15 protein-coding genes are annotated in these 15,749 nt (G+C 61.0%); 6 read left to right on the top strand and 9 right to left on the bottom strand.

Annotated features, from left to right (window positions below; all coding sequences use genetic code 11):
* Positions 1 to 20: 20 nt before the first annotated feature.
* On the bottom strand, positions 21 to 1,745 hold the full coding sequence (locus tag CYD53_RS28470; RefSeq protein WP_146056030.1) for a hypothetical protein: 1,725 nt from the start codon (positions 1,743 to 1,745) through the stop codon (positions 21 to 23).
* Positions 1,746 to 1,985: 240 nt separating this feature from the next.
* On the opposite strand from CYD53_RS28470, the gene CYD53_RS28465 reads away from it, so the two are divergent.
* A complete protein-coding gene (locus CYD53_RS28465; RefSeq protein WP_146056029.1) occupies positions 1,986 to 4,316 on the top strand; it encodes a Z1 domain-containing protein in 2,331 nt (776 codons plus the stop codon).
* Positions 4,317 to 4,364: 48 nt separating this feature from the next.
* Here the strand turns inward: CYD53_RS28465 and CYD53_RS28460 are convergent, their stop codons facing one another.
* The 5 genes from CYD53_RS28460 to CYD53_RS28440 form a co-directional block, all read right to left on the bottom strand.
* Positions 4,365 to 4,790 (bottom strand): very short patch repair endonuclease, encoded by a 426-nt coding sequence (locus CYD53_RS28460; protein WP_103721451.1) that lies wholly within the window; start codon positions 4,788 to 4,790, stop codon positions 4,365 to 4,367.
* Positions 4,765 to 5,514, bottom strand: a complete 750-nt coding sequence (locus CYD53_RS28455; RefSeq protein WP_103721450.1) for a GIY-YIG nuclease family protein — start codon at positions 5,512 to 5,514, stop codon at positions 4,765 to 4,767. Before CYD53_RS28455 ends, CYD53_RS28460 begins: the two co-directional genes overlap by 26 nt.
* Positions 5,514 to 6,371, bottom strand: a complete 858-nt coding sequence (locus tag CYD53_RS28450; RefSeq protein ID WP_103721449.1) for a hypothetical protein — start codon at positions 6,369 to 6,371, stop codon at positions 5,514 to 5,516. Before CYD53_RS28450 ends, CYD53_RS28455 begins: the two co-directional genes overlap by 1 nt.
* Positions 6,368 to 7,558 (bottom strand): DNA cytosine methyltransferase, encoded by a 1,191-nt coding sequence (locus CYD53_RS28445; RefSeq protein WP_245928473.1) that lies wholly within the window; start codon positions 7,556 to 7,558, stop codon positions 6,368 to 6,370. Before CYD53_RS28445 ends, CYD53_RS28450 begins: the two co-directional genes overlap by 4 nt.
* 336 nt (positions 7,559 to 7,894) lie before the next feature.
* Positions 7,895 to 8,644 carry a Crp/Fnr family transcriptional regulator gene (locus tag CYD53_RS28440; protein ID WP_103721448.1) on the bottom strand — a complete coding sequence of 250 codons (750 nt, stop codon included), beginning with the start codon at positions 8,642 to 8,644 and terminating at the stop codon, positions 7,895 to 7,897.
* A 742-nt stretch (positions 8,645 to 9,386) separates the two neighbouring features.
* On the opposite strand from CYD53_RS28440, the gene CYD53_RS28435 reads away from it, so the two are divergent.
* Positions 9,387 to 9,635: a hypothetical protein gene (locus tag CYD53_RS28435; RefSeq protein WP_103721447.1), complete on the top strand. Its 249-nt coding sequence runs from the start codon at positions 9,387 to 9,389 to the stop codon at positions 9,633 to 9,635.
* A 451-nt stretch (positions 9,636 to 10,086) separates the two neighbouring features.
* Here CYD53_RS28435 and CYD53_RS28425 read toward each other — a convergent pair whose 3' ends face one another.
* Both CYD53_RS28425 and CYD53_RS28420 read right to left on the bottom strand, forming a co-directional pair.
* Positions 10,087 to 11,526 carry an FAD-binding oxidoreductase gene (locus tag CYD53_RS28425; protein WP_103721445.1) on the bottom strand — a complete coding sequence of 480 codons (1,440 nt, stop codon included), beginning with the start codon at positions 11,524 to 11,526 and terminating at the stop codon, positions 10,087 to 10,089.
* Positions 11,527 to 12,002: 476 nt separating this feature from the next.
* Positions 12,003 to 12,470: a Ros/MucR family transcriptional regulator gene (locus CYD53_RS28420; protein ID WP_342751749.1), complete on the bottom strand. Its 468-nt coding sequence runs from the start codon at positions 12,468 to 12,470 to the stop codon at positions 12,003 to 12,005.
* Positions 12,471 to 12,780: 310 nt separating this feature from the next.
* Between CYD53_RS28420 and CYD53_RS28415 the strand changes: the two genes are divergently transcribed.
* Genes CYD53_RS28415 through CYD53_RS28405 form a run of 3 tightly spaced genes read left to right on the top strand, consistent with a single transcriptional unit; the run spans position 12,781 to position 14,245 of the window.
* Positions 12,781 to 13,125 carry an ArsR/SmtB family transcription factor gene (locus CYD53_RS28415; protein WP_103721443.1) on the top strand — a complete coding sequence of 115 codons (345 nt, stop codon included), beginning with the start codon at positions 12,781 to 12,783 and terminating at the stop codon, positions 13,123 to 13,125.
* Entirely contained in the window at positions 13,122 to 13,595 is a 474-nt protein-coding gene (locus CYD53_RS28410) for an SRPBCC domain-containing protein (protein WP_103721442.1), read from the top strand. The genes CYD53_RS28415 and CYD53_RS28410 overlap by 4 nt, the downstream gene beginning before the upstream one ends.
* Positions 13,592 to 14,245 (top strand): glutathione S-transferase family protein, encoded by a 654-nt coding sequence (locus CYD53_RS28405; protein ID WP_103721441.1) that lies wholly within the window; start codon positions 13,592 to 13,594, stop codon positions 14,243 to 14,245. Before CYD53_RS28410 ends, CYD53_RS28405 begins: the two co-directional genes overlap by 4 nt.
* A gap of 98 nt (positions 14,246 to 14,343) precedes the next feature.
* Here CYD53_RS28405 and CYD53_RS28400 read toward each other — a convergent pair whose 3' ends face one another.
* A complete protein-coding gene (locus CYD53_RS28400; RefSeq protein ID WP_245928472.1) occupies positions 14,344 to 15,300 on the bottom strand; it encodes a LysR family transcriptional regulator in 957 nt (318 codons plus the stop codon).
* 204 nt (positions 15,301 to 15,504) lie between these two features.
* Between CYD53_RS28400 and CYD53_RS28395 the strand changes: the two genes are divergently transcribed.
* On the top strand, positions 15,505 to 15,749 hold a 245-nt coding region (locus CYD53_RS28395), incomplete at its 3' end, for an ATP-binding cassette domain-containing protein (RefSeq protein ID WP_146056033.1).

Here is a 15,749-nt window from a genome sequence, read left to right as displayed (position 1 = left end):
GTGTTGGCTCAGACCGCGGATTATTCCGCCTGCTCGATCGTGAAGAGCAGGCCGCCCACGCGCCATTCACTCGGGGGCTCTGGGAGGTAGTGTTCCTCTTCAGGAACGCTCAGACCTCTCAACTCGGCAATTAGGTCATCCATCCCGTGGGCAGGACCTTCCTTCTCCCGCAAGCGTTCGGCCGCTGTGGCTAGCTGAGGCCAATTGGAGAAGGCTACATCGTCACCATCGACGATTAGCCGAAGCGAATGCGCGAAGTGGCGCGTCAACACCAGCAGGCTGACTGTTGGCCTCGTCATAGAGGGCGGGAGCCGAAGCGTCGCCCGCAGCTCGGATGTGCTCGCAGCGGCGAGCCACGAGCGCACCTTACGGAGCCAGTCACTGACCTGCTGGTTCAGCCGCCCGGTCCGGGCCTGCATTGTGGCCAAGTCTGCGCCGTACGGGTCCTGATGCTTCAGCTGGATGAGCACCACGCGATCGGTCGACTGCTCGACAATCACCATATCGAGATCGGTCAGGTCTTTCCCGCCCCGCCTTAGCTTGATGTTGCCTCGATACTCAAGATCAGGAAGTACAGACCGGAGAGTCCCCTCGACGGCTCGCTGCATCACACCTTCGCGCGACCGTTGAGCCCGGTCGTAGTCCTTCGGGAAGCTGTGCTGAAGCGAGTTGAGAAGGAACAGCATGACCTCATCGCTAGTCGCACCGGCCAGGGGTCTAATGACATGGTCATCGGAGCATTGGATCAAGGGTGGTAAAGGCGCGCCGGGCCGATCCAGCAGCGCCAAGTTGCGCCGGCTCACGGAGAGCACGTCGAAGATGATCCGAACGCCTTCGTCCGTCACCGGCACATGGTGCTCGTGCTGCTCGCCAAATTGGTTGATGAAATCTCGAAGGCCCTCGAGAAAGCCAGTCGTCGCGACTGACACGGTGAGGACGTCCTCGATCCGGATCGAGGACTGCTTCTCCATCAGTGCCCGGACGAACGCGCGGTGCTTCATTCCCACAGACACTATGAACATCGCCGCCAATTTATAGTGCTGGAAGGTCATGCCGCCGAACACTGTGGAGAAATGGAAGGTATCGAAGCCCTTGGAGAGCTGGATCTCGCTATAGGCGTGCCCGAAGAAATAAAGGTCGAGCACGGGGTCGGCCTCATAGCCGATGAAGTGAGTATGGAACGGATAAACGAGTTCGGTGAGCAACGACCTTACCTCCGCGCCTATCTGGGCATCTACGAGCGCCTCGTAACCTCTCGCAAACATCTCTCGATGCTGCTCGACATAATGTCGGTCCAGCTCACGCTCATGAAGCTCAAGATCGGTCAGCTTGGAGGGCAGGACGATGCGGAACCGGTCGCTCAGCCTCTCTATCCGGCCCGACTTCGCTCGTAGGCTCTGCGCCACCCGTCGGCCGTGCTCAATGGCTCCTGCCTTGCTGATCAAGGATAGAACCGGCAGAGAATACGTCATATTGCGTTGAAACGTCAGTGTGGGTGCCTCGAACCGTGGGTGCGCCTGCATAGCCAGCTTGATGATGCGAATCACGCCGATGCGCATGACGTACTCCCGCTCGTGATCTGCATCTCCTATCTCATCGCCTCGACCCACTCGCTCAAAGTTGAGGTCGAGCTCGTTGATCGCGACCCGCATCAGTAGGCCCAGGCCGTCGGTGGCGATATTGGCCGCGAGGTCCGCCTCCTCACGGTTGAGGCAATCGTAGAACTCCCGCAGATCGTCAGCCATTAGGTGCATGCCTCTCCATCGAACATTGTGCTGAGCGCGTGCATCTGCCGACTCCGTTATGCGTGATCGTCCGGAGATCGAGTTTCGGACGCAAGTGATGCAGAGCTAGCCCAATCTGGCGACACAAGTCGCTTCGTAAAGTTTGGCCACAGATAATCCCGCACGATGTCACAGTTGTTGACATTGCCGGTGTGAGTGATCTACACGTATGTGACAATCATACACAGAGGTGTCTTCGCCATGGAGTACGATCTGGTCGGCATCAGCGAAATTGCGACGATGGCGGGCGTTAGCGCGCAGGCCGTCGCTAATTGGCGGGTCCGCTCGTCCGATTTTCCGCAGCCCCTCAAGGAGCTGGCGTCCGGTCCCGTCTTTCGGCGTACTCAGATTCGCGCTTGGCTCAAGCGCAACAATCGTAAACTGGGCACCCTCAAAGAATCATCATCCTATTACTCGCGGCTCAAGAGCTTCCGGAACGACGACGAGGCTCTCTCGACCTGCATCGAGGAGATCGTCGTTGAACTTGAGAGCGCGTCCACCAGCGGGGAAAAGCCGGGAATGCTTTTGGGTAGGATACAGTCGGGCAAGACGCGCGGATTCGTAGGCGTCATCGCCAAAGCCTTCGATCGTGGCTTCGACATAGCAATCGTCCTGACTAAGGGCACTAAGACGCTGTCGGCTCAGACCGTCCGTCGCCTCGAAAGCGACTTTGCGGAATTCATTGCGGACGATGAGTTTTTGGTGGTTGACATCATGAACCTGCCGGGAACGCTACGTCGTAGCGAGCTGCGTCGGAAGGTGGTTATCGTTGCCAAGAAGCAGGCGCGGAATCTCGACAAGTTGATCGAATTCATTGAAGCGCACGAGGACCTGCAGAAACGCAGGGTACTACTCATTGACGATGAGGCCGACCTTGCCAGCGTTCGCTTCGTCCGCAAGGCAGGTAACCCTGGTGTGAATCAGGGCACTATCGCGGATCAGATTGATCAACTCAGAGACATGGCCACGGGCATAGCCTTCCTGCAGGTTACGGCCACTCCGTACTCGCTTTACCTTCAGCCCGAGGACTACGACGCGGCGAACACCAACTACGTATTCAAGCCGAAGCGTCCGGCGTTCACCAAGCTGCTGCCCATTCATTCCGGCTACGTCGGTGGCGACGATTATTTCGGCTCCTTCGAGGGGGACGATCCTCGGTCCAAGCTAATCGTCGAGGTCGCAGAACAGGAGCAGGAGGCTCTTCGTCGCTCCGACAAGCGCCGCATCAGTGCAAGCAACGTCCTCGAGACGGACAACCTCACCGGTCTGCGCCGTGCCATTATCACCTTTGTCGTCGCGGTCGGCGTGCGCCGCTGGCAGCAGCGCGAGGGCGGGGAGCGCGCGAAAAAATACGCGATGGTGATCCACAACGATATCGCTCGCGCTGCGCACGCCTGGCAAGACCAGGTGATCGACTGGATATTTCGCGCCATTGTGGACGCCGCCGAGAACGATCCGGCGCAACTGCGCCCCCTCTTCGACGCCGCCTATGACGACCTGGAGGCATCGGTATTTGCCGATAAGGGCAAAATGCCGCCGCGAGATGAGGCCTTCGACGCCTTCATCGACGCCCTCCAGAGCGACGACGTCGCGGTGGAGAAGGTCAACTCGGACACCGACGTCATGGCCTTGCTGGACGCTAATGCGGAACTGAAGCTGCGCACACCCTACAACATTTGGGTGGGCGGCAATATCCTTGACCGCGGCATCACGATCCCGAACCTGATCTCGTTTTACTACGGGCGCAATCCGAAGACGATGCAGGCTGACACCGTGCTGCAGCACTCCCGCATGTACGGCAACCGCGATCGTCGTGATCTCGCTGTCACCCGGTTTTACACATCGCGGGCAGTCTACGATCGGCTCTACACCATCAACGCCCTCGAGGGTTCGCTCCGCAACGCTTTCCAGACCGGCGCTCATGATGCCGGCGTGGTGTTCATTCAGGCGGATGCCTCCCGCCGCGTGCGCCCCTGCGCGCCTAATAAAGTGCTGCTAAGCGACGTCGTCGCCGTCTCGCCCAGCGACATGCTTTTGCCCAGCGATTTCCAGACCAAGGGCGGCTCGACGATGGCCAAAATCCAGGCCGAGCTCGATTGCCTGATCAAACCAGAGTGGCGTGACACCGAGAGTTACGTCACCGTTGACCGCAAAACCGCCATTGCCATCGTCGATGTCATCGAAAAGAGCATGGAATTCGATACGGTGGAGTTCGAGTGGGACGCCATGCGCGGCTTGATCGATTACTATGCCGATGTGGCGCAGGGTGGAGACGGCAAGATATTGATCTACGCCGAGACCGGTAGAAAGCTGTCGCGGGCCGGTTCGGGCGACAAGTCGGGGCGTTCGATCCTCGGCACGGCCCTACGCAGGAAGGTGCTCGACGAACCTCGCTCCAAGCCGGCGCTAATCCTGCTCCAACAGGAAGGTGGCCGGGAGCTGGGCTGGACCGCACACAAGTTCTGGTGGCCGCTCTTCGCTGCTCCGACCGACGCCGAACCCTGCGTTTTCGCAACAAAGGTGGCAAGCTGAGTGTTGAATAAATAGCTTGGCGTTGAAGGAAGCAGGCGTCGCGCCGTGCTACATGAGGAACGACTGCAGCTTTTCTTCTAAAGCATCACGCCTGGTTTTTGGGGTTTCACACTCCCACACTGTCAGCACCTGCCATCCTGCACTCTCAAGCGCCTGCAGGTTGCCGCAGTCGCGCTTGACGTTGCGTCCGATCTTAGCGCGCCAATAGTCTGCGTTAGCCTTCGGTTGCCGGGCGCCCCGAAGGCAGCCGTGCCCATGCCAAAAGCAGCCGTTGACGAAGACGATCTTGCGCCGGCCGGGAAAGACCAGATCGGGATTGCCAGGCAGTTCCTTACGGTGCAAGCGGTATCGATAGCCCATCCCGTGTACTAACCGGCGCACGATCATCTCGGGCGTCGTGTCCTTGGACCTGACGGCTCGCATGATCTGGCTGCGGGTAGGACCACCCCTAACCGCCTTCGACTTCGTCGTCATTCTCCGGCCCGACCTCGACTTCGCTCTCGCCACCCAAGCTCTCGAAGCGACGCTCGGCAAGCCAGCGCAGCCGCTTGGTTTGTGTCACTAGTACCCGTCGCAGTCCCATTTTAACCTCGCGCTCGGAGATGACCTGCGCCAGCTTCGACATAATCATAGCTCGGCGGGCTAGGCGGGTATCCGGATGGCTGCGCAATTCTCGGATGGTATCTGATACGATGCTGCCTCGCACGGATGGCGGTTCATTGATTGCCACTGTGGGGCGTGGTGGGTCTTTCTCATTGAGTATCGCTTTGAATTTACTCTCGCTGCGCAGCCGCGTGAAAACCATATGCTCAAGGGCGTCGAGAGTAGCTTTCGCCATTTTAAAATCAGGGTGTTTCTTGTTCACCCCTTCGAAGTGCGGCAAGGGCCAGACCTCGATCTCGGCTACTTCGAAGGGGTCGAGCACAGACATTGCGACGGCGTCAGTACGCTGATTCGTCATGTGCCTTCCGACCCGTCCGCTCAACTTCTCCTTGGTCTGCCCGACGTAGATGGGCTCGCCGTCGTAGTCGTAGAACGCGTAGACGCCCCACGTGTAGCTGCCGACCTTCTTCTTGATGCCGCTAGGATCATCATAGTCCGTCTCATGGAAGAAGGAACGTATCCCCTTGCGTAGCTCGTCGGTCTCCAATGGCGGCCGCTTGACTGCGTCATCCACCGCGCTTGGTTTCTTCGCCACTAGCCCCTCCGGATCGGCATCATCTCCGATTCGACTTGGACTATACCCGCGCGGGTAATGGTCGTCTTGCGCCAGGTTTCGCTACCGGCGAGCTGGATCTCAAAATCTACGAAGTTTAACTCGTCGTCCCGGCCGCGGAAGCAGTTGTGAAAAGCTTGTAGCAGCGTCACGTCGGCGACCTGCTGCGCCATTACCTTCGTCACCGCACCGCCAGGCACGATAGCTGGAAACATGTAAATGCAAGGTGGTGGGACGCGGAAAGGCCCGACGTCGGTGAGTCTAGATTCGACTTCGCTCATGATCTTGGGGCATGGCCGCCCCAGTGTGGCGCAAACCATGTCCCACACGATCACTCCATCGACCTGCTGGTCGCGGGCTATTATCTCCGCCGACAGCCTGGTGTGAATGCCCGACCAAGCGTTGCGCCGTGGATCGCCGGCGGCGTTGGTCATGATGCTCCAAATGATGAATTCGTCGGCAGACACAGGGCGCTCGAACAGCGTGACGTTGTTCCCATCCATGCCTCCGGTCAGCGCTATGACAGCGTTCCGGCCTCGTGGTAGGCGCACCCAATAGTCGCTGCGCTCCGCTGCCTCGCTCAAATCCCAGCCCTCGATCAGGCCGGCGTCCTCCATGTGGTTCAGGACGTGCTGCACAAACTCGCGCTTCGGACGCATCGTCGCTGAGTACTGACCGCGGATGCGCTCAATTGCGCCCCTGAAAAGCCCGGAGTTGTAGAACTCCTTCTCGTCCAGTCCATGTTCGCCGAGCAGGTGAGACTGAGTTTTGAGGACCTCTGCGAACTTTTCGATCTGGTCACGTAGATCAGCGTTTTGTTCGCAGGGGATGACGCTCATGCCGCAGCGAAGTCCTTGGACCTGAAGCGCTTGAGAAGCGGCTCGATGATGTACCGGGCCAAATGGCTCACCACCGGCACAACAACGCCATCGCCGGTGAGGTGGTAGGCCTCGTTGTAGTTCTTTGGCAGCACGTAATCCTCATCCAACCCCATCAGCCGCGCGGTCTCGCGGGAGGAGATCAGGCGTGAGCGGATGCGATTTTCGTCAACCACGACGATCACCTGGCGCGACGAGCCGCCGGCCGGGGTGCGGAGGCAGCCGGCCAAATCGTCGAAGCGCACCTCGGCTCGCTGGTGCTTCGTTCCGTCCTCGACGCGCGTTCGCTTGTAAACGGTGCCGACCATACGACGCCCGGCGCGCTTGGCGGCTTCAACCTTCGCCAGATTGATCGGCGACATTTGGCCGAGTAGCTTCGTTGTCTCGGCAGCTGTGTGCCAGTGCACGCTTTTCGGCTCGTCCTCGATCAGGTCCGCGAATACCGTGTTGCGATGCCGCGGTGTGGGCATATTCCACCACAACCACTTTGCCTTGGCATCGTCGTTGATCCGGTCGTATGCCGCCTGCAGGCCGCGCGTGTGGAAGGGCTCAATTGGTCCCGGGGACACCATGGCTTCCTCGACCTCGACATCATCGCGGACACCGACGACGAACAGACGTGGACGGGAATGCGGCACGAACAGAGCGGCGTCAATTACTAGAGCGCCGTAGCGGTAGCCGGTTTCGGCAAAAGTCTGGCAGATCGCCTCGAAATCCTTCCCGCTGTGGCTGGTCAGCGTACCGGTGACGTTCTCGAGTGCGACTACGCGAGGGGCGCGGCCCTCAGCGATCAGAAGCTTCACGATGTCCCAGAACGGATAAAACGTCCCGGAGCGCTCGCCCCGGAGCCCAGCGCCGCCGCCGGCCAGCGACAGGTCTTGGCACGGGAAGGATGCCCATGCGAGATCAGCAACGCCCGGCAACTCGCTCACCGCGACCTTGCGGATGTCGCCGACCTTAAGGACGGTCTGCCCGTCCTTGTCCCAGTTGGACTGGTAAGCCGCACCCTTCTTAAAGTCGAAATCGTTTGAGAAAACGCATTCCCAATCGTGGCCGAGGCCGGCGCGAGCCATCCCCCCACCAGCGAAAAATTCGTAGAAGGTGGGTTTGGCAGAGTCGGTCATTTGGCCCTTGCCGCCTATCAGCATGCCTGGATGTCGTTTACGGTTCGTTCTTATTTTAGCATTCTTCGTGTGGATTGATAGTGAGGAAGCGAAGGTTTCGCACGGCAATCCTCTCGCGTTAGATATTCACGATCCTGCGCCTGACTCTAGGAAGCGCTCTCGCGATTCATGCGCATGCCGATGCCGAGCCGCCGGACATGCCGCGGGCGTATTGGGCGGTCTCTGGCCGGCGCTTGACCATCTGCTTGGGGGCGGGCGATCACCCGGCCGGGCTTGCGGGGCGCGAGCAGGTCGGTGCCCGTCCTCGCGCTGTCGCCCGGATTTCGCGGGACGGCAGAGTTGGTGCCCGCACCCATACCCTCACACAGCCGCCGCTTCCGCCTCAGACAGGTGCAGATACCTGGCGTCGAAATCTCCGGTTTCCTGGAGCTTCTCCCAGTCATGGACCGTCAGGGCCTTGCCTGCAATCGAGATCATGCCGTCCGTCTTGAGCACTTTCAGCACCCGGTTGATGTGAACGGTCGATGTGCCCTGGGCGTCGGCAAGCTCGGTCTGGGTGAAGGCAAAGGGGATGGTCATGCCGTCATTGGCGCCGATCAGGCGGTAGCGGACAAAGATCTCGCAGAGGAAATGGGCAACCCTGGTCAGCGCCGGCCGGCGCCCGATATTGCAGATCCATTCGCGGAAGATCGAGCCGTCGATCAGCCCCTCTCGCGCCAGGATATTGGCCATGCGCGGGCTGCTCATCATCAGGTGATGGATGGCGCTGTGGGGGATGAGGCCGATACGGCTTGGCGTGAGCGTCGCAAGATTATGGTCCATCGTCTTCAGATGGAAACTTTGCAGATCGGGAAGGTCCCCGGGGATGTGAACCGAGACGATCTGCCGGCCGCCGTCGCCGACGATCTTGAATCGGCAGCTCACCCCGTCGAGGATCAGGCAGGATTGGCTGGGGCGGTCGCCCTCGCGCACGATTTCCCAGCCGGCCTTGACCTCCCGCACCGTGAAGGGCAGGGCGCGAATGATCTCGGCCTCCTTGTCGGTGAGATGGACCACCGCCCTGAGCCTGACCACGAGGGGGGCGAGCGCGTCCGTCGATCGATAAGCCAAAGCCGCCTCCTGCACGCAGGAGGAACGGTCCCCGCATTACCGTTGGCAAAGCCTAGTGAGAAAAGGAATTGGATGCCCTTATATAAGATGCTGTATGACAATAACATATGTTAATGAAATTAGATACTTTTGTTATTCTGACCGCATCGTACCGATATTTGGATTAAACGACCCTGCTCTGCGATCTCCGGGTGCGAATTTTGCTCCGGTACTGGCCGATTCGCGGTTTTTCTGTCGAAAGCCTCCTCGAATCCGCTGTCCTGCTCATCCTGATATCCATGGGATGGCTCGTCGCGACGCTTTCACAGGGGCGTGGGCCGTCGAAGGGGCTCGCCCAACCGCGCCCGTTCGACGCTGTCGCCGCATCACGCCAGGCTGTCTCATCGACTTCGGACAGGTCGAGATCGTCCTCGCCGTGCCCTGCAGCCTGAACATAGGTGCCAGGACGGCGCGCCGCAGCAAATCAAGTGGCGCGTTAACAAAAGTTGGTGCGCGCCAGCGTAAACCGCCTAGCTTTGACCCAGAGGAATGTCGTCTCAGCTATTTCGACGGAGGAGCGGATGCTGTTTTCGTCTTTCGGGGACCCTGCCGATACCAGGCGGGCTCATGGCGCCTGCCCCAGGACGGCCGCCCATTCCGTCGCATTCCGTGACAGGCAGATGGCGCGCGCCGCGCCGGCGCTGCAGCGGGTTGAGCGTGCCAGGTCCGGGATGGGCGCGCGCCCATGATGGATGATCCTGGAATGATACGCTCGGCGCTGTCGCGCGCCTTCACGATCGACGGCATGACCGTGCGGGTCGAGATCTACCGGCCGGAGGGAAGCGACGCCTGGGTCCTCGAATTGCTGGATGGACAGGGCTGCGCGATCATGTGGGAGGAAACCTTCGCGACCGACCAGGCAGCCTTCGAGGAGTTTGTCGAAGGCGTCAGGGTGCTGGGTCTGGCGCGCCTGATCGATCTGCCGGCCGATGAAACCAGGTCGCTGCACTAGTGGATTGATCGGGACAAAAGAGTCCGGGTTGGGATTCCGCGCGGCGCGGCGTCGTGCGAGTCTGCGGGATGCGTACTGGCGTTGTCGTCCATCTGAGCCCAACAGATCGTAAGCGACTGCGGTCGATGGTCGACGACCGCAACAGCCTGCGCATAACCGGCTACAGTCGTTTGGCAATCGGCCGGACCAAGACCGGATGTCTAGCCGGTCTCTTGCCAATGTCTCGTTTCAGGCAGCTCCCCAACGCGCGCACGGCCGACGGGTGGGAGTGCGAGCGCAAAGGTCAACTTGTTTGAGAAGCAGCAATTCGATCAAGTGCCAGCTCCAGATAGGCGCCGGACCGGGGGAAAGGCGGACGCTGGCCACGGAAAGGCAATGCGCCGCACCTGTGAAAACTGGCCCGACGCCATTCGAGCTCCTTTCCGCCTTTCCGTGAGTCAGTTGGCCGGACTTATGCCGCCTGCGAACTCGTTGTCGGCGCCACATTCTGATTCATGCGAAACAGATTCGACGGATCGTAGCGTCGTTTCAGCTTTGCAAGGCGATGATAGTTGTCTCCGTAAGCCTCTTGGACGCGATCCACCTCATCGCCGGGCATGAAATTGATATAGGCCGTCCCGGCGGAATATGGCTTCGCAGCGTCGAAGAGTTCGCGAGCCCAACCGATGCAGGTCCGGTCCATGCCCGGCTCGCGCCACCGCGCATGAACGTTCATGACAAAATGGGAGCTGCGCTGTGGAAACGCTGTTGCGTCGGCGGCGACGCGACCTGCCGCCCCGCCGACATGCCCTATGAAAATCTCGCATTCCGGGTCTGGAAGGTGGCGGACCGCACCCGTCAGGATACCGACCGCCGCATCCGAGAGCTCCGTAAAGTCGTGGCTTTTCCAGTAGTTGCGGGCGCCAGGCGTGAGCAACGGATCGAATGCCTGTTGCCACGCCGTGAAAGGCGCAGGGCCGACCACATCCGCGATCGGCGTTCCGAACGAGCGCAACCTCATGGTCGCCCTTTCGCCCTCGGCGAGGTCGCCACAGTAGCACATGGCGAGGATCAGCACTTCCTTGCCATGCCACTCGACCGGCAGGAACGGTAGAGGAGGGGCCTGCCGCATCACGGCCCAGCATGTCAGCTCATCGGGAGCGACTTCAAGCGCTTGGCGGTAAGCCTTCAGGACCGTCTCGGCTTCGCTGAGCGGGTGCACGACCAGGCCCGCCAGGACTTGCGGGCCGACCTTGTGCAGCCGGAACTCGAATTTTGTTGCGACCCCGAAATTGCCGCCTCCGCCGCGCAGCGCCCAGAACAGGTCCGGATTTTCCGACTCGCTTGCCCTCCGGAGCTCGCCATCGGCCGTAACCACCTCGACCGATACAAGATTGTCCAGGGTGAGGCCAAACTTCCGCGTGATCCAGCCGAAGCCACCACCCAGCGTCAACCCGGCAATGCCAGTGGTCGAATTGATACCCGTCGGCACCGCTAATCCGAATGCCTGCGTTTCCTTGTCCACATCGGCAAGGGTTGCACCAGGTTCGACCCAGGCCCGTTGCGCTGCCTCATCGACGTGGATCGATTTCATCGGCGAAAGATCAATCATCACGCCACCATCGCAGACGGCGTTTCCGGCAATGCCATGACCGCCCCCACGCACCGAGACGAGTAAGCCGTTCTCGCGAACAAATCGGACCGCGCTGACGACATCCGCAGCGGCCGCACAGCTTATGATCAAGCCGGGCCGACGATCGACCATACCGTTCCAGATCGCGCGCGCCTCATCATAGCTCGCGTCACTCGAGTCCAGGATGCTACCGCGAAGCTGCGAGGCAAGCGCTTCGATGACCGGAGCAGCGATGGTCTTCGTTCCGGCCGTCAGTGTCGTGAGGCGTTGGACAGGCATGATGGTTCCTCCCGGAGGGGGTTGAGGTTTCGCCCTAGCAACGGAAAATTGCCCCACCTCACGGCTCCGCTCAGTGAGCCAGGTCACATAATAAGGAGCTCTGACGCTTGGCTGGATACACTGATCAATGATCGGACTTTTGGAGCGTCAGACAACAGGGATGCAGAGAGAGCGTTTCGTCTGTTCAATCGAGCTTCAGCAATGGGGGCGAGAACGGAAGTCATGCGACTCCAACGCCAATGTCTGTTTGCAGGCGATGGGCCAGAGTCGGCTTATGGCGCAACTCGCCCGGACGAGCGACCGACGTTTTTGGCCCACCCGCGACCTTTCGAGTGTCTGCAAATGGGCAGGGCCGCGCCGCTCTCCCTCGAGCCGTGAGGACGGTCTCGGGTGGGTACCAAGCGTCCGATTCAATCCGCTAGGGCGTTTTCGAGCGAGGTGGGCACCGGCTCGCGTCAAGACAACGCGGACATGCTCTAGTAATCCGGCTGCACATATTGGCGCTGCCGGGCTGGCCGCAGCTCTTGCAGGCGAGCCGTGCCAGGCGCGGTGCGCTTCTCCCTCCTGGCCGAAGCGGCTGCTGCCTTCCGGCCAATGCCCATCGCCTTGGCAATTGCAGAGCGTGATTTGGCATAGGCCGGGGCCATCATCGGGTAATCGACCGGCAGGTCCCATTTCGCGCGATATTCCGCGGGGGACATGTTGTACCTCGCACTCAGATGACGTTTCAGCGATCGGAAACCCAGGCCGTCTTCCAGGCAGATGATCTTGTCATCGGTGATCGAATTCCAGATCGATACGGCCGGGACGCGCAGGGCAGGCGGCGCCTCGGCTTCGATCCTCAGCTTCGCCAACGCGGAATGGACGCTGGCGATCAGCGCGGGCATGTCCGTCACCGGGACCTTGTTCCCGGTCACATAGGCGCGGACGATATCGGACGACATCTTGACGAGAGACATGGCGGATTCTGGCATCGGAGCCTCCGGCACGGCGCTTGGAGATGGGACTGAAACGCCGCCCGAATCGCCGTTAGGGGGTTAAGCAGGCTTTTAAATAATGTCTTTTGTTTGGTTACAATCCTATCAAATGATATAGATCAATTGTGCTGCGAGGCCGCGCCGAGCCTGTAAACGTTACGGCACAGGGCCTTCCCCTTGGGCGGCGGGCCGCCTCGACACAGCTTTCAGACCGCGATGGCGTCCCGGAACCGCGGCCCGGTTGACTCCGGCTGTTTTCGCGTCAACACTTAAGCAAATGCTACAGTATCAGCCCAAGCCGCTCGACCTCGCCTTCCAGGCCCTGTCCGATCCCGGACGCCGCGCCATGGTCGAGCGGCTCTGTCTTGGCCCGGCCTCGGTCAGCGAGCTGGCCAAGCCCTTGCCGATGACCCTGTCGGCCGTGGTCCAGCACCTGAAGGTTCTGGAGGAGGCCGGGCTGGTGAAGAGCCAGAAGCTGGGCCGCGTGCGCACCTGCAGCCTGGAGCTCAAGGCGATGACCGAGGTCGAAGGCTGGATCGCCGAGCGCAAGCGCTTCTGGGAACAGCAATACGATCAACTCGAGGCCTATCTGGCCCAAACCGCTGCCAAGGAGGACCCATGACCGTCACCAACGCCACTTTCACCATCGAGCGCGTGCTGAACGCCTCGCCGGCGCGGGTTTTTGCCGCCTATGGCAGCCTCGAGGCCAAGAGCACATGGTTCAGGGCGCCCACGGACATCGAAACCCTGAACCGCGACTTCGACTTCCGCGTCGGCGGCAAGGAACGCTTCCACGCCCGCTGGCCCAGCGGCATGACCACCGATTTCCAGGCGACCTATCACGACATCGTCGAGAACGAGCGGATCATCCTCGTCTACGACATGTTCCACAACGGCGATAAGCTCTCGGTGTCGCTGCTGACGCTCGAACTCAGGGGCGAGGGCGACAGGACCCGGCTGGTCCACACCGAGCAGGGCTCCTATCTGACCGGCGGCATGGAGGCGGTGCGGGGGCGCGAGCACGGCACGACCTGGCATATCGACAACCTGGTCGCGGTGCTCGAGGGGCGCGAACCGAGGGCCTTCTCATGACGCTCGAACTCTTCGCCCATCCGTTCTCGTCCTACTGCCAGAAGGCGCTCATCGCCTTCTACGAAAACGAGGTGCCCTTCACCTACCGGATGCTGGAGGATGCCGGCGTGAGCGAGGAGCTCGCCTCGCTATGGCCGATGAAGCGCTTCCCGATCCTGCGCGAAGACGGCCGCGTCGTGCTGGAGGCCTCGATCGTCATCGAATATCTGGAGCTGCATCATCCCGGGCCGGTGAAGCTGATCCCCGCGGACCCCGAGCTTGCCCTCCAGGCGCGCATGCTCGACCGCTTCTTCGACAATTACGTCATGACGCCCCAGGGCAAGTTCGTCTTCGACGCGCTGCGCCCGCCCGAAAGCCGCGACCCTTACGGCGTCGAGGAGGCGCGCAAGATGCTGGACACCAGCTATGCCTGGCTCGACCAGCGCATGCAGGGGCGCAATTGGGCGGTGGGCGAGACCTTCACGCTGGCCGACTGCGCCGCAGCGCCGTCGCTGTTCTATGCCGACTGGACCTATCGAATCCCTGCGCATTACGGCCATCTCCTGGCCTATCGCGCACGCCTGCTGCAACGGCCGTCCTTCGCCCGTGCGGTGGATGAGGCGCGGCGCTTCCGCCACTACTTCCCGCTCGGCGCCCCGGATCGGGACTAGGCTCGGCCGCCTGCATCAACATCGCGACTGGCCTCGGCGCGCCGCCGCCCCTGTCTGCAACGGGGCGGCAGCCTGTTGCGCCCGCGGTCATCGAACCGTCAATGGATAGGGTCTGCCCCATCGCGCTGATAGGACAACTGCAGAAATCTCATCTCCGGATATTTTCGATCCAGAGCAGTGACGTCTCGCCGTTGCTCGGCGATGATCCACTCCCGGATCGCAATCGCGCTCTTGGTCAGCTTTTGATCTTGAGGCGAAGCAAGGACACATAGCCGATCGCCCTGCGTCAAACTGGAGGATGCGGGCAGCAAGGCTCCTGATCTCAACGCGGCGGACACGACGCTCAGCCAGCCGAAAGCGATGCCTTGCCCGGCCATGGCGGCCTGCATGACGACAGCGTAGTCGGAGAACGTCAGTTTCCTGATCTGCCCCCTGCCACGACGCAGGACGTCGGGATGCAGTCCCAGCCAATCGCAGGGATTGTCGGTGAGCTGGATGATCGTATCGACGTCGTCATAGGCGTCAGGCTCGGTCGGCAGCATGTAGGAGGGGCTGCAAACCGGCAACATCACCTCGTGCGACACGAACTCTTCGGGCGATATGGCGGCATCCTGCTCGACATAGCGCATGCCGAAATCGACATGCTCGACGGGGCCGCGCAAGGATCCGCTGGTCATCTGAAAGCGCAGCTCGATGTCGGGAAACTCGTTCTGGAAGCGCCGCATGCGCGGGATCATCCAGTGAGTGGTGAAGGCTGACGACACTGAAATCGTCACCGTGTCCTTCCTGGCCTTCAGTCGCTCGACCTCCTTCAGGCCGGTCTCGATGATGCCGAAGCCATCCTTGACCCGCCGGAACAGCACTTCGCCCTCTTCGGTCAGGACAGCGCCGCGGCGGCCGCGCTGAAACAGCCGAACTCCGAGATAGGCCTCGAGCTGTCCCAGCATCCGGCTGACGGCGGGTTGCGTCACGTTCAACGCTTCGGCCGCTCCGGTGAAGCTGCCGCTGCTGGCGGCGGCTTCAAACACGAAGAGCGCGTTGCTGGAGGACAGCATGCGGCGAAGATCAGACATAACGCCAGATTATGGAAACCCCAAGAATTCCGCAATTGCGGAAACTGGCTGCCAGGACCTTAAATCGCGACGACACAACTGGTTGCCGATGCGCCGAAACGGCCATCCGGCCATCACATCGCAGATCCCGGCGTCGATGCGCGCTTTGGACTGTATTCGCTCGCCTGGAGAATCCTCATCGTGCATATGAGCGGCGAGCGCGTCGAAATCCGGTCCGCGAGCAAGATCTACGGATCGGTGCGGGCGCTCGACGACGTGTCGCTCGATGTCGCGCCGCATGAATTCGTCTCGTTGCTCGGCCCTTCCGGCTCGGGCAAGACCACCTTGCTCGGCATTCTCGGCGGCTTCATCCAGCCTTCGGGCGGGTCGATCCATTTCGGCGGGCGCGACGTCACCTTCACCCCGCCGCACAAGCGCGACATCGGCATCGT

This window comes from Allobosea psychrotolerans, from assembly GCF_002917105.1.
Lineage (GTDB): Bacteria > Pseudomonadota > Alphaproteobacteria > Rhizobiales > Beijerinckiaceae > Allobosea > Allobosea psychrotolerans.
This window is presented reverse-complemented; position numbering and strand designations above follow the sequence as displayed.